This is a genomic window from Neptunicoccus sediminis, assembly GCF_001719615.1.
Lineage (GTDB): Bacteria > Pseudomonadota > Alphaproteobacteria > Rhodobacterales > Rhodobacteraceae > Amylibacter > Amylibacter sediminis.
In genome coordinates this window covers 111,734-124,193 of the sequence record NZ_MDVX01000002.1, presented here as the reverse complement: position 1 = coordinate 124,193, position 12,460 = coordinate 111,734, and the positions used below count along the sequence as shown (strand labels likewise).

Annotated in this window: 10 protein-coding genes and 1 tRNA gene; 7 read left to right on the top strand and 4 right to left on the bottom strand. The window is 57.1% G+C overall.

The genetic code is table 11. The annotated features are described in order from the left end of the window. Positions 1 to 145: 145 nt before the first annotated feature. From BFV97_RS04605 to BFV97_RS04595, 3 genes are all read left to right on the top strand, one after another. Positions 146 to 233: transfer RNA gene (locus BFV97_RS04605), tRNA-Ser, on the top strand. Between the two features lie 275 nt (positions 234 to 508). Further along, entirely contained in the window at positions 509 to 1,726 is a 1,218-nt protein-coding gene (locus BFV97_RS04600; RefSeq protein WP_069299177.1) for a hypothetical protein, read from the top strand. 156 nt (positions 1,727 to 1,882) lie between these two features. After that, the gene (locus tag BFV97_RS04595; RefSeq protein WP_083225510.1) at positions 1,883 to 2,371 is read left to right on the top strand and encodes a c-type cytochrome; all 489 of its coding nucleotides are present in this window, start codon (positions 1,883 to 1,885) and stop codon (positions 2,369 to 2,371) included. A 121-nt stretch (positions 2,372 to 2,492) separates the two neighbouring features. Here the strand turns inward: BFV97_RS04595 and BFV97_RS04590 are convergent, their stop codons facing one another. The 4 genes from BFV97_RS04590 to bcp all read right to left on the bottom strand — a co-directional run bounded on the left by BFV97_RS04590 (position 2,493) and on the right by bcp (position 5,759). Further along, positions 2,493 to 3,017 carry a bactofilin family protein gene (locus BFV97_RS04590; RefSeq protein ID WP_069299176.1) on the bottom strand — a complete coding sequence of 175 codons (525 nt, stop codon included), beginning with the start codon at positions 3,015 to 3,017 and terminating at the stop codon, positions 2,493 to 2,495. Then, on the bottom strand, positions 3,007 to 4,344 hold the full coding sequence (locus BFV97_RS04585; protein ID WP_069299175.1) for a DUF5930 domain-containing protein: 1,338 nt from the start codon (positions 4,342 to 4,344) through the stop codon (positions 3,007 to 3,009). The genes BFV97_RS04590 and BFV97_RS04585 overlap by 11 nt, the downstream gene beginning before the upstream one ends. A gap of 144 nt (positions 4,345 to 4,488) precedes the next feature. Then, on the bottom strand, positions 4,489 to 5,301 hold the full coding sequence (locus BFV97_RS04580; protein ID WP_069299174.1) for a ferritin-like domain-containing protein: 813 nt from the start codon (positions 5,299 to 5,301) through the stop codon (positions 4,489 to 4,491). Beyond that, a complete protein-coding gene (gene bcp / locus BFV97_RS04575) occupies positions 5,298 to 5,759 on the bottom strand; it encodes a thioredoxin-dependent thiol peroxidase (RefSeq protein ID WP_069299173.1) in 462 nt (153 codons plus the stop codon). Before bcp ends, BFV97_RS04580 begins: the two co-directional genes overlap by 4 nt. Positions 5,760 to 5,899: 140 nt before the next feature. Here bcp and BFV97_RS04570 point away from each other — a divergent pair, with 140 nt between their 5' ends. The 4 genes from BFV97_RS04570 to BFV97_RS04555 all read left to right on the top strand — a co-directional run bounded on the left by BFV97_RS04570 (position 5,900) and on the right by BFV97_RS04555 (position 12,358). Then, a complete protein-coding gene (locus BFV97_RS04570) occupies positions 5,900 to 9,187 on the top strand; it encodes a YhdP family protein (RefSeq protein WP_083225509.1) in 3,288 nt (1,095 codons plus the stop codon). 60 nt (positions 9,188 to 9,247) lie between these two features. Further along, positions 9,248 to 10,306, top strand: a complete 1,059-nt coding sequence (gene queA, locus BFV97_RS04565) for a tRNA preQ1(34) S-adenosylmethionine ribosyltransferase-isomerase QueA (protein WP_069299171.1) — start codon at positions 9,248 to 9,250, stop codon at positions 10,304 to 10,306. A gap of 105 nt (positions 10,307 to 10,411) precedes the next feature. Further along, positions 10,412 to 11,686, top strand: a complete 1,275-nt coding sequence (locus tag BFV97_RS04560) for an MFS transporter (RefSeq protein WP_069299170.1) — start codon at positions 10,412 to 10,414, stop codon at positions 11,684 to 11,686. A gap of 93 nt (positions 11,687 to 11,779) precedes the next feature. Next, positions 11,780 to 12,358 (top strand): DUF924 family protein, encoded by a 579-nt coding sequence (locus BFV97_RS04555; protein WP_069299507.1) that lies wholly within the window; start codon positions 11,780 to 11,782, stop codon positions 12,356 to 12,358. Positions 12,359 to 12,460 lie beyond the last annotated feature (102 nt).

The window sequence follows — 12,460 nt, the reverse complement described above, 5'->3', positions numbered from 1 at the left end:
TAACCATAAAGCACTTTGTTATGGAAGCCTGTTAATCCAAGGACACCCAGAAACCAGCAGCCTGTTGCCGACAAAAAAGAGGCTTGCAGTTTGGCGCGCGCGCAATTACGAAACCCAAAGCAGCGACAAGCAGGCACCCGAATGCGGAGAGGTGGCAGAGTGGTCGAATGCGGCGGTCTTGAAAACCGTTGAGGTGAGAGCCTCCCAGGGTTCGAATCCCTGTCTCTCCGCCAGCCTGTAGTTCCGGCTATTCCCCTGATGTCTTAAACCCCTTGAAAAAGACGCATGGACGTCACAGTTCAGCCTATGGTTGAGCAGCCCGCCGGCGGCGGAAGCGGACCGTTTTGACTAAAAATTGCAATGTTTTCTTGGAAAAATCGCATGTTCTTAATTTGAGAAATTAGGATGCTGCCCAAGTTGTGACCTTTTTTGGCCCAAATTGAAAACTATCAAATACGAACGACAAGATTAACAACCGACACCGCTTATAGCAGTTTAAGGACAGTCTATGTTTGCCGACACTCCGAACAGACCTTTTTATTCCTACATCATCACGCAGTCTGCTCTCGTTCTGATTGTGCTGGCGGCGTCCTATCTGCTGACCTTCCTCGCCTTTGAACATTTTGGGCTGCACATCGACTGCATCCTGCTGTCCTTCGGGTTGATCCTTGTGACGCAACTGCCAGTTGCGGCGATTTATGCCCGCACCGAAGGGCAGGAAGTGGATGGCAACCGCGGTTGGACGCTGGCCTTTGTCTTTGTCGGCGTCACGTTGATCGGTGAGGCTGCATTGCAACTGGCGAGCGGGCATCTGCTGGAAACATGGGCACGCTTCAACGGCGTGGCCGGTGCGGTGCAGTTTGATACATTGGTTACAGCCCTTTGCGGTGTTCTGGCTGCCGTGTTGCTGTGCGTGACAGTGTCCAAGATTATCTTCCGGCTGGCTGTCACATGCCATCTGCGCCGCCTTGCCAAGAACGCCGCCGGTTCCATAGATGTAACGGATGCCCACAGCCCGCAGAACGGCGTTCACGCGATGCAGCGCCCGAAAGTATCACAGGATTTCTCGGAATTTTTCCGTCGTGAGCTGGTCAGCGCCAATATCGCAATCTTCGGCCTGTCGCTGATGATGTTCGGCACAGATTTCATGACTATCCTGAAGCTTAGCATACCGGCATCTCTGGTCTTTTCGGTGATCTGCGTTGCCAACCGTCTGGCGCGGTCTGAAACCCGCAGCTCGCTGATGTCCCGCAGCCTGCATATCTCGCTACAGATGCTGCCGCTTTCCGTGACCTGCCTGATCCTGCTCGCCCTTGGAGAGCTGTACAGCCATTACGCCGCAACCTTGGCAACGGAAGCATCTCCGGTCGTCTTTGCCCGTGTTGCCGCAAATGGTCTGGTCCAGAACACCCAAGTTATGTGGAGTGTTTTTGCAGGGCTTGGCATGATCTTTGCACTGTCGCTGGTCGCCAATGCGTTGATGCTGGCCGTGTTCACGCGGCTGATCCGCCCGATTGTCTGTCAGGTTGCTCCGGCGACGATCACGGCGCGGCCGGATGCGCCACGTGTCAGCCCTGAAAACCGTCTGTCCCAAGTCCCGGTTGCCGCAAACACCATCGGATTTGTCAAAGGTCGCGATGTTGTCGCTACGCTGAAACACCGCCGGATCGCAACCGAACGCCCCCAATTGCTGCTGTTGCAGATGGACCGCGCGACGGCCGCCTGAGCCCCGTGTGACGCTGATTTAATTCTCCCAAGCTGAAGCCTGTCCAAGGCTGTTCTCCTGCGGCAGAACAGCCTTGGACCGGATTTCTCTCTGGTCCTGTGGATGCACAGTGCTAGGTTGTTCGTCAGGTAAGCCAATCAGGGAAAGGATGTTCTGATGAAGTCAAACCGTATCTGGATTGCAGCCACTACAGCCAGCCTCGTCGCTTTGGGCGGGATTGTTGCGGCTGAAGAATCCGCAACAGCGATTACAACAACGACCGGTGCCGATACCGCCGCCACCGAAGCGACAACGGACACAGCCACAGAGGCCGAGATTGCCAAAGTCGTGATTGATGGCGATGCGAAAAAGGGCAAACGGGTCTTTAACAAGTGCAAAGCCTGCCACAAGCTTGAGGCCGGTAAGAATGGTGTCGGGCCGTCACTGGCTGGCGTGTTTAACCGCCCCGCAGGTGAAGTCGAAGGCTTCCGCTATTCGGACGCGATGATCAATTCGGGGATTGTCTGGACGCCGGAGAACCTGACGAAGTATCTGCACAAACCCAAAGATTTCGTGCCCGGAACCAAGATGACCTTTGCCGGTTTGAAGAAGGACAAGGACATCAACAATCTGCTCGCCTATCTTGCGGAAGAATTGCAGGACTGATTGTAGACAGCCGGTTTGCGATAGATAAGAATTGAAACAAAACAGCCGACGGATCGTCTCCGGCGGCTGTTTTGATGTGCGGGCAGGGCGGTTAACGCCCCTTAAACGGTGATCGACCGGATCAACCGTTGTTTGGTGTCGCTGGCGCGGGTTTTGCAGCCGCGGCGCTACCGGCGTTCAGGGGATCTTCCTGACGCTGCACGGAGCCTTCAAAATGGGCGCCGCTTTCGATAGCGATTGTTTTGTGGATGATGTCGCCCTCAACACGTGCGGAAGAGGTCAGGCGCACTTTCAGGCCACGAACACGGCCGATCACACGGCCGTTCACAACCACATCGTCGGCCATGATCTCGCCTTCCACAGTGGCGCCTTCGCCAACGGTCAGAAGATGGGCGCGGATGTCGCCTTTGATCTTGCCTTCGATCTGAATGTCACCCGTGGTTTGCAAGTTGCCCGTGATGGTCAGATCGGACGACAGGGCAGAGGCCGGTGGCTTCGCCTTTGGCGGTGTGGAGGGCGCAGAAGCCGGTGTAGGTGGCGTTGCCGGTTTGGACGGTGGTGTCGCTGGAGCCGCACCGGAGGGTTTGTTTGCATCTGCCGCGGGGGCCGGCTTGTTGGTCTCACTGATTTTGCTTTTAGAAAACATTTCTAGCTGCCTTCATATATTTAGAGGGGTTAACTGCAGTACCATTTATGCGCACCTCATAGTGGAGATGCACGCCGGTGGACCGGCCCGTGTTGCCCATATCACCAATTCGCTCACCGCGCGAGACCCTTTGGCCGGACTTCACGCGAATTTTGCTCATATGGGCGTAATAAGTTTCAAATCCGCGCACATGGCGGATTTTGACGAGCTTTCCATACCCGCTCTGACGGCCTGCAAAGGTAACAACCCCGTCGCCGGTCGCAAGGATCGCTGTCCCGCGTGCGCCGGCCATGTCATTGCCTTTGTGCATCCGGCGACCGCCGGTTTTGGGATCGCGACGATAGCCAAACCCCGAGGTGTTGCGATAACCGCCATCAACCGGAAAGGACAGGGGCAGTTTGGAAACGGCCATTTTTGCCAGACCGACCCGATCCATCTTGTCCAGAATCTCGACCGCGTCCCGGTTCAACTGGCTGGCGGAGTCCCCTTTGGTCGAAATTGAAAGCGCCGTCAGTGGACCGCCGGTGCCTGAATGGGTGCGCCGCATTTCGTCAAGAATACTGTCGGTGTTGATGCCGGCATTGCTGAGCGCTTTTTCAAGCGGACCAAGCGTGACATCCACCGCCTGTTCCAGACGGGCAAAGATCCGCGCGGTCTGCTGTTCCTTCAACTGATGGGCCAGCGACATTTCGGACATCTGGGTATAGAGTTCCTCGGCCGTGGTTTCCAACTGGTCCCGCTGCGCCACTGTGTCCTCGAGCGCGCGTGCCATTGTGGTCAGGGTTTCTTCTGTATCATTCGCGCTGCCCAGTTTGGTGCTGAGACTGCCGGTCACAGCCTGCATTTCGGCCATCACACTGTCGGACTGTTTTTGCGCCTCGTCCCGTTCCTTAATCGCTACTTGCAGCTTTTTTTGCATGATTTTCAGGCCGGTCGCCAGTTCGCGGCGTTCTTCTTCGGCCTGTAACAATTCGCTTTGCTGCTGGGAAATCTGTTCCAGCGCGATGTAGAACCTGTCCTGTGCGGTTTGCGCTTCAAGGGCACGGGTGTCCCGTTCCTTGCTCAGCTCGTTCAGGCGGGCTTCATAGGCGCGCTGCATCACCTGCGCCTGCGTTTTATCCGACCGCGCACTGATCCGGTCGATCATCAGGGTAGAAGTAGCGATAACGGTCCAGCAGACGCCCACAGTAATGACCGCCCCGACTGCCGTTTGAAACAGCGGGGTTGCCCGAAAATAGCGGGTTGTGCGCTCGGTACGCATGTAAATGCGTTGTTCGGGCACATGACGTGCCAGCAGCGCGTTCAGTTTTGCAAACGGTCCGTTCATCGTTTTCCTTCTGCATTTGCATTCTGGCACCCTTGGTCGGGACCGTTGCTCGGTTTGTTTCAGAACACCCAAGTGGTTTACAAAACCCTTTGGAAACAGGCAAGATTTTCTTGTCCGCTCCGCAGGTTTCCGCCAATCGCCGGATCAGTCGCCCGCCATCGGCCAGTAGAAATCCAGCGGCAATCCCGCCTCGGCGCGTTTTTCATCGTTAAAGGGGGGCTTTAGTCCGCCGGGAAAATACTGCTGCACAAGACGGTGAAATTCGTCTTTGGGATCAATATCATGGCGGCCGCACAGAAAGTGAAACCATTTGGAGCCATAGGCCACATGTCCGACTTCTTCGGCGTAGATGATTTCAAGCGCGGCGACGGTTTCGGCGTCCTTGGCGGATTTGAACTGCTGGATCATGCCGGGTGTAACATCCAGCCCGCGCGCCTCTAGCACCATCGGCACAATGGCGAGCCGCCCCATGAAATCTTTTGCGGTTTCCTCGGCAGCACGCCACATGCCTGCATGGGCCGCGAATGCCCCGTAATAGCTGCCTAGCGCTTCAAGTCGGTCGCATAACAGGTTGAAATGTTTACTTTCTTCATCGGCTGCTTTCACCCAGTCGTCAAAATACCCCATCGGCATTTTCACATGGGAAAACCGTGCAATAATGTCCCAATGCAGGTCCACCGCGTTCAGTTCGATATGGGCGATGGCATGGATCAGCGTGTTGCGCCCCTCAACCGAGCCAAGCTTACGGCGCGGCACCTTGTTAGGGGGCAGCAGTTCGGGCGCATCGGGGCGCGCGGGAAAATCCGGCGGCTGGCTGTTGCCGATCTCCAGCGGGGTTCCGGCCTCTTTCATGGAAAACCACAATTCAGCGGCAGCATGGCTTTTGGCGGTTTTCTCGCGTCCGTCGGCGGTGTTCAGGACCGAACAGGCCAGTTCCGTCAGTGTCGGCTGGCTCATAAGGTTTTCACCGCGTCAAGAACAGCCTCCACATGACCGGGCACCTTTACCTTGCGCCAGATTTCGCGGATCACACCGTCGCCGTCGATCAGGAATGTGGCCCGTTCGATTCCCATGAATTTCTTGCCGTACATGTTTTTTTCGACCCAGACGCCCATGTCCTCGCACAATGTACCGGATTCATCCGAGACCAGTGTCACCCCAAGGTTGTGCTTGGCGACGAATTTGTCATGGCTGGCCACGCTATCCTTTGACACGCCGATGATCACGGCGCCCGCGGACTCAAACGCGTCGGTTTTCTCGCTAAAACCGATGCTTTCTTTCGTGCAGCCCGGCGTATTGTCGCGCGGATAAAAATAGAGCACCACAGCGCGTCCCTTGTAATCCGCCAGTGACACAGACCCGCCACCGTCCCGTGGCAGAGTGAACATAGGCGCTTTTTCACCGATTTCAGGCATTTATATCCCCGTTCGCAAAAACTTGTTAAACTGGCGCTGGTATCAGCGGCCCGGTCACGTAAATAGGGTGGGCGCGCAGAGATCAAGTGTGGAAAATAACCGCATGTCACTGTTACCGATGAAAGACGAGCGGAGAGGCATTGATCTGGATTAGACATGTTCTGGTGGCCGGAATGGCCATGCTGATGGCCGGTATCGTCCTGACGGTCCTGTCTGTCGGCGGGGTCAGCGTGCTATTGCGCAGCGGGCCGCTGGAAATCCCGATGGTGCAAACGCTGGTCCAAGAGCGTCTGAACACGCAGCTTGCGGGGGAGACCGTGCAGATCGGCGGCGTGTCGCTTTTGTCCGGCACGCAGGGTGTCGGCAACAGCATCCAGTTGCGCAATGTGGTGATTGCGGACGCTGAAGGCCGCAAATTGCTGGTGGTGCCAGAGCTGCGCACCCGTTTTTCGCTTTTGTCGCTACTACAAGGACGCGTCGCCCCCGAGGATATCGGGATTGTCGGCTCGCAACTTTCGCTGGAGCGGGCCGAAGATGGCACGATCACCCTGTTCGGGGATGGCGCGGGCTTGACCGAGGGGTTGGATGTGCTGGCATTGCTGGACGGGCTTCAGAACAGGGTAGGGCTGCGCAGTTTGAAAAAGATCGAACTGTTTGACACCGAAGTGACCTATCTTGATCGCGCCTCGGGGCGCTCTTGGGTGCTGGCCAATTCGACGCTGACGATAACGCGGGACGGTGATCGGTTGTCGGGGCGGGCCGAACTGGTCCTGAGCGGCGCAGACGGTGGCGCTGCGGCCAGTGCGGCCAAGCCCAAGACGGCCTCAATGATCCTGAACGGGGATTATGTGCTTGGCTCAAAGGAAGCGACCGTGTCCTTTCAGTTTGCACAGGCCGCTCCTTCGGAAATAGCGGATATCTTTCAGGCATTTGACTGGCTGCGCAATCTGGAGACCACGCTGTCCGGTTCTGTACGGGCGAGCCTGTCCGGTGACGGCACCCTTGGCAACCTGCACGGGGTTTTGCAATTGTCCGAAGGTGCGCTGGCAGAGACACCCGACAGCCAGCCGATCACCTTTAGTCAGGCAAAGGTCTATTTTGATTATAACCACGAAAAAGACGCGCTGAACCTGACACAAGTGGACCTGCAAACCAGTTCAGGCGCGTTGCAAGCCACCGGATTCGCCCAGATGCACCGCAGTGATGCGGGGCGTGTGGATGCGCTTTCAGGCCAGTTGCGCCTGTCTGACATTAATATCGTGCGCCCTGATCTGTTTGATCAGGATGTGGGCCTGTCCGCGGCTGCACTTGATGCGCGGATTTCATTTGCGCCGCTTACGATCGAAGTGGGGCGGCTGGCGGTGTTTGACGGGGACACCACGATTAAGGTCCGCGGGAAATCCGTCGCCGGTGAAACCCATTGGGAAAACAGCTATGATGTGGATGTGAACCGGATCGGGCTGGCGCGGCTGAAACAGCTTTGGCCCAAACCTGTGGTCGATAAAACCCGCCGCTGGATCAACGAAAACGTCTCGCAGGGGCAGATCGTCAATTTCGGTGGCGGTATGCGGTCTTATAGCGGGAAATTCGAATACGCCTTCAACTTTGGTATCAGGGCCGCCAACTTCCGCTTTGTCAAAACCGTGCCACGATTGCAGGAAGGCACCGGATTTGGCTATCTCACCCATCAGGATCTGCGGCTCGACCTGAGCAGCGGTTATGTGGTGGCGCCTGACGGGTCTGAGGTAGATGTCGCCGGATCGGGGCTGTTTATTCCGGATATTCACCAGCGTCCGTCCCCCGGAGAAATCACCCTGAACGCCAAGGGCAGCGTGGGGGCTGCGCTTGGCCTGCTCAACGTGGAGAAGTTCCAGTTTCTGAACAAGGTTGGCCTGTCCGAAGATGTGGCCCAAGGGCAAGCAGTGGTAGCGGGCACGTTCAAACTGCCGCTGGATAAGGACGCTGACACCCGTGATGTGAAGATGAACCTGAAAGCACGGCTCGGCGGTTTGCGCTCTGATACGCTGATTAAGGGCAAGACCCTGACAGCGGATGCGTTGATGGCGGATGTGACCGAGAAAGGCGTGGTGCTTTCGGGGGATGTGATGCTGGATTCGGTTCCGGTAAAAGCCCGCTGGAGTCAGGCTTTTGGGAAAGATCTGCCCAAGGAAAGCTCTGTAAACGCGTCATTTGATCTGTCCGAGGCGAACCTGCGGTCTATGGGCATCCAGTTACCCGACGGGACGATCAGCGGTCGTACACGGGGGGCGATGGATATCACGCTTCGAAAAGGGGCTGCCCCTTCATTTGCGCTGTCTTCAGACCTGCAAGGGGCGCAATTGTCAATTCCGGCGCTGAACTGGTCCAAAGCGGCGGGCGCATCGGGGCGGCTGGATATTTCAGGACAACTGGGCGCGCAGCCACAGGTGGACAGCATCGCGTTTTCTGCCCCGGGCCTGTCCGCCGAGGGCCGGCTTGAGCTGAACCCTGACGGCAGCCTGCGCCGCGCACGGTTTGACAGCGTTTCGGTGGGACGCTGGCTTGATACATCCGCAGTTCTGACCCCGACGGGGACTGGTGGCTCGACGATCTCGGTCAACGGCGGACGGGCCGACCTGCGCTTTCTTGACGATGGCACAGGGGGCGGCGGTTCCGGCGGATCGGGCGATTCGACCATCAAACTGGCGCTGGATCAGGTGCGGATCACCGACAGTCTGACGCTCAGCGCGTTTTCAGGGAAACTGACCACGCTTCAGGGGTTGCGCGGCAGTTTTGTGGGCCGGATCAACGGCGGTACGCGGGTGGACGGACAGTTGTTTCCCCAAGAACACGGCACCGCGCTGGAATTGACCAGCAAGGACGCCGGCGGGGTGTTGCAATCCGCCGGCCTGCTGAAAAACGCGCGAGGCGGCGACATGCGTCTGGTGCTGGTGCCCCGTTCCGGTGAGGGGAATTACGACGGCAGCCTGAATGTGAACCGCACACGGCTGCGGGATGCCTCGGCTATGGCTGGCTTGTTGAACGCGATTTCCGTGGTCGGGCTGTTGCAGCAGTTGGAAGGGGAAGGCATTCATTTCAACACTGTAGAGGGGCAGTTCAAACTACGCTCCAACGGGGTGAAGCTGGAAAAGATCAGCGCAGTCGGGCCGTCGATGGGCATGACGCTGGACGGCTGGTATGACACCGCCCGCAAGTCGGTTAACTTTGAGGGGGTGGTAACGCCGCTTTATGCCGTGAACGGCATTTTTGAAAGGCTGCTCGGCCCGTTGATGGGGCGGCGCAAGGGGGAAGGTATGTTCAGCTTTACCTACCGGATGCAGGGTCCGGCGGATGATCCCAAAGTGTCGGTCAACCCGCTGTCGATCCTGACACCCGGTGCCTTCCGCGAGATTTTCCGCACCCAACCCCCGGCACCCCCGGCGCAATAGCCGCCGTGATAGGTGCAAAAACAGTTGCACTCCGGCGCGGGTTTGGGCATGGGCAGGCCCATGAAACTCTCTGATTTTGACTTTGATCTGCCCGAAAGCCTGATTGCCCTGCGTCCGGCCAAACCGCGCCCGTCCTCGCGTCTGTTGCTGGCGCAGGGGGCAGAAATCTCGGACCATCATTTCTATGATCTGCCAAAGTTCCTGAGGCGCGGCGACCGTCTGGTTCTGAATGACACCAAGGTTATTCCCGCACGGCTGAATGGCAAGCGGCGGCGCCTGTCCGATCAGGGCGAAACCTTTGCCGCAGTGGAGGTGACGCTGTTGTCGCTGGACGGGCAGGGGGACTGGATGGCGCTGGCCAAACCGGGACGGCGCGTGCGGGCGGGCGAAACGATTGTCTTTTCACCGGAGCTGTCGGCGCAGGTTCTGGACAAGGGGGCGGACGGGATCAGGCTGCGGTTTTCCCTTTCGGGGGCGGATTTTGATGCGCAGCTTGCGGCGCTCGGTGCCATGCCGCTGCCGCCCTATATCGCGGCGAAACGGGCAGCGGACGAACAGGATGTGCAGGATTACCAAACGGTCTTTGCACAAAATTCCGGCGCGGTGGCAGCGCCGACGGCATCCTTGCACTTTGATCAGGGAATACTCGATTCCCTGTCTGACATGGGCGTAAACTTCTCTAAAGTGACCCTGCACGTGGGGGCCGGAACCTTTCTGCCAGTCAAGACCGACGACGTGAGCGAACACAAGATGCACGCGGAATGGGGCAGGGTGGACGAAGAGGCCGCCGCCGAGATCGCCCGCACCAAGGCCGAGGGCGGGCGGGTCATTCCGGTTGGCACAACTGCGCTGCGTCTGATTGAAACTGCGGCGCGTGACACAGGCAAAATTGCGCCTTGGGTCGGGGAAACCGATATTTTCATCAAACCGGGATTCGAATTTGCCGTGACAGACGGTTTGATTACGAATTTCCACCTTCCGAAATCAACCCTGATGATGCTGGTCAGTGCCCTGATGGGGGTGGAGACCGTCAAAACCATCTACGCCCACGCGATTGCAGAAAAATACCGCTTCTTTTCCTACGGTGACAGCTCTCTTCTCTTGCCCAAGCAGCGATAAGCTGCGCAAGGGGACGAATAGCCGTTCAAAGGTGTCGTGTTTGTCTTGTATCGGGACGACCGAATCCCATATGGCTGGCGAAATTCAACGCGGTTAGGCGACGACATGACTCTTGTACTGAAAAACTCCTGGGCATTGCTTTTGGGAATGTTTCTGCTGATGCTTGGCAATGGTGTGCAAGGCACATTGCTTGGTATTCGCGGGGCGCTCGAAGGTTTTACGCCCGGTACCATGTCGTTGATCATGTCGGGCTATTTCGTCGGCTTTCTTGGCGGTTCACAGATGGCGCCGGGGATGATCCGGCGGGTCGGGCACGTGCGCGTTTTCGCAGCACTTGCCTCGATGATCTCGGCGGCGCTGATCCTTTATGCAGCGATGCCGAATGAATTTGTCTGGTTCTTCCTGCGGGTTGTGGTCGGGTTCTGCTTTTCGGGTGTGTATGTGGTTGCCGAAAGTTGGCTGAACGATTCTGCGACCAATGAGACCCGCGGACAGGCGCTGTCGGCCTATCTGATTGTGCAGATGATGGGGATTGTTGCGGCGCAGTGGTTGCTGAACTTTGCTGATGTCGGCGGATTTATCCTGTTTATCATCATCTCAGTTGCGGTTTCCGTGTCCTTTGCGCCGATTCTTCTGTCGGTCAGCCCTGCGCCGGTGTTCCACACCACCAAACCCATGAGCCTGAAAGAACTGTTTCACGCCTCGCCACTGGGGGTTGTGGGGACCTTCCTTTTGGGCGGTATCTTTGCCGCGCTTTTCGGGATGACGGCGGTTTACGGGACGGAGAAAGGGATGAGTGTTGGCGAAATCTCGATCTTTGTGGGAATTATCTATGTGGGCGGGATGCTATGCCAGTTCCCGATCGGATGGCTGTCGGACCGAATGGACCGGCGCCTTTTGATCATCGGTATCACGATGATTGGCACTGCTACAACGCTGGTGGCCTTTGCCTTTGCGTCCGATTTCACTGTTCTGATGGTCTGTAGCTTCATCATCGGCGGCACGGCGAACCCGCTTTATTCCCTGTTGCTTGCCTATACCAACGACTTTCTGGAACTGGATGATATGGCTGCGGCCAGTGGCGGTCTGATTTTTGTCAACGGCATCGGTGCGATTTCAGGTCCGCTGGTTGTGGGCTGGATGATGTCCACCTTCGGTTCCGACAGTTTCTTCCTTTATATCGGTGCTCTGATGATGGTGATGGCGATTTACGCGATCTACCGGACCTTCCAACGTGCCTCTCCCGATGTGGACGATACAAACAGCTATGCGCCTGTGTTCAGCACGGCCTCGCCGGTGGCCTTTGAGGTCGCCCAAGAGGTCGCGATTGAGATGGCGCTGGAGGGGGAAGAAGGCAACGATAGCGTTAACAGTTTGTAAAATAGTTAAAAAACGGTTGACGCAGCCTGTTTCAAGCTCAAGTCTGGACCTAAGGCCCAGTTATTTTGTGTAAAAGCTATGTCGGAGGGAACGATGGACAAAGCGAAAGAGATTATCGAGTTCTGGATTGACGAAGTCGGACCCGGCGGATGGTATCAAAGCACCAAGGCGCTTGATAACAAGATCAGAGACCGCTTTATGGACGATTACGAGGCCGCGAATAAAGGCGATTATGACGGATGGGCCTGTTGCCCTGACAAGTCGCTGGCCCTGTTGATCCTGCTGGACCAGTTTCCACGGAATATGTTCCGCGAGGACCCCCGCGCTTTTGCAACCGACGCCAAAGCGCTGAAGGTGGCGGCCCATGCGATTGACGAAGGCTATGACATGCGCACGGATGAACCGGAGCGTCAGTTCTACTATCTGCCGTTCATGCATTCGGAATGTCTGACCCATCAGGAACGCTGTGTGCGGTTGATCGCCAAGCGGATGTCGGCCAATGGCAGCACCAATCTGCTGCACGCCAAAGTACACCGCGCTGTGATCCGTAAATTCGGGCGTTTTCCCTATCGGAACAATGCCTTGGGACGCAAATCTACCGCGGCTGAAAGAACGTTTCTTGAAAATGGCGGCTACCAGCAGATGACACAAGAGGTCAAAGCCGCCGCCTGATCCGTATTTTTGCGGTGTTTACACCGTCGGTTTTCGCCTTAGGTTTTGGTGCGCTCTTGCGAGACGGGATGAAATGTAGCATCCTAGTTGCAAGATAGTTTA

Bases quoted from the DNA above. Each gene is read 5' to 3' on its own strand.
- BFV97_RS04600 (WP_069299177.1), top strand. From the start codon at position 509: ATGTTTGCCGACACTCCGAACAGACCTTTTTATTCCTACATCATCACG.
- BFV97_RS04595 (WP_083225510.1), top strand. From the start codon at position 1,883: ATGAAGTCAAACCGTATCTGGATTGCAGCCACTACAGCCAGCCTCGTC.
- BFV97_RS04590 (WP_069299176.1), bottom strand. From the start codon at position 3,017: ATGTTTTCTAAAAGCAAAATCAGTGAGACCAACAAGCCGGCCCCCGCG.
- BFV97_RS04585 (WP_069299175.1), bottom strand. From the start codon at position 4,344: ATGAACGGACCGTTTGCAAAACTGAACGCGCTGCTGGCACGTCATGTG.
- BFV97_RS04580 (WP_069299174.1), bottom strand. From the start codon at position 5,301: ATGAGCCAGCCGACACTGACGGAACTGGCCTGTTCGGTCCTGAACACC.
- bcp (WP_069299173.1), bottom strand. From the start codon at position 5,759: ATGCCTGAAATCGGTGAAAAAGCGCCTATGTTCACTCTGCCACGGGAC.
- queA (WP_069299171.1), top strand. From the start codon at position 9,248: ATGAAACTCTCTGATTTTGACTTTGATCTGCCCGAAAGCCTGATTGCC.
- BFV97_RS04560 (WP_069299170.1), top strand. From the start codon at position 10,412: ATGACTCTTGTACTGAAAAACTCCTGGGCATTGCTTTTGGGAATGTTT.
- BFV97_RS04555 (WP_069299507.1), top strand. From the start codon at position 11,780: ATGGACAAAGCGAAAGAGATTATCGAGTTCTGGATTGACGAAGTCGGA.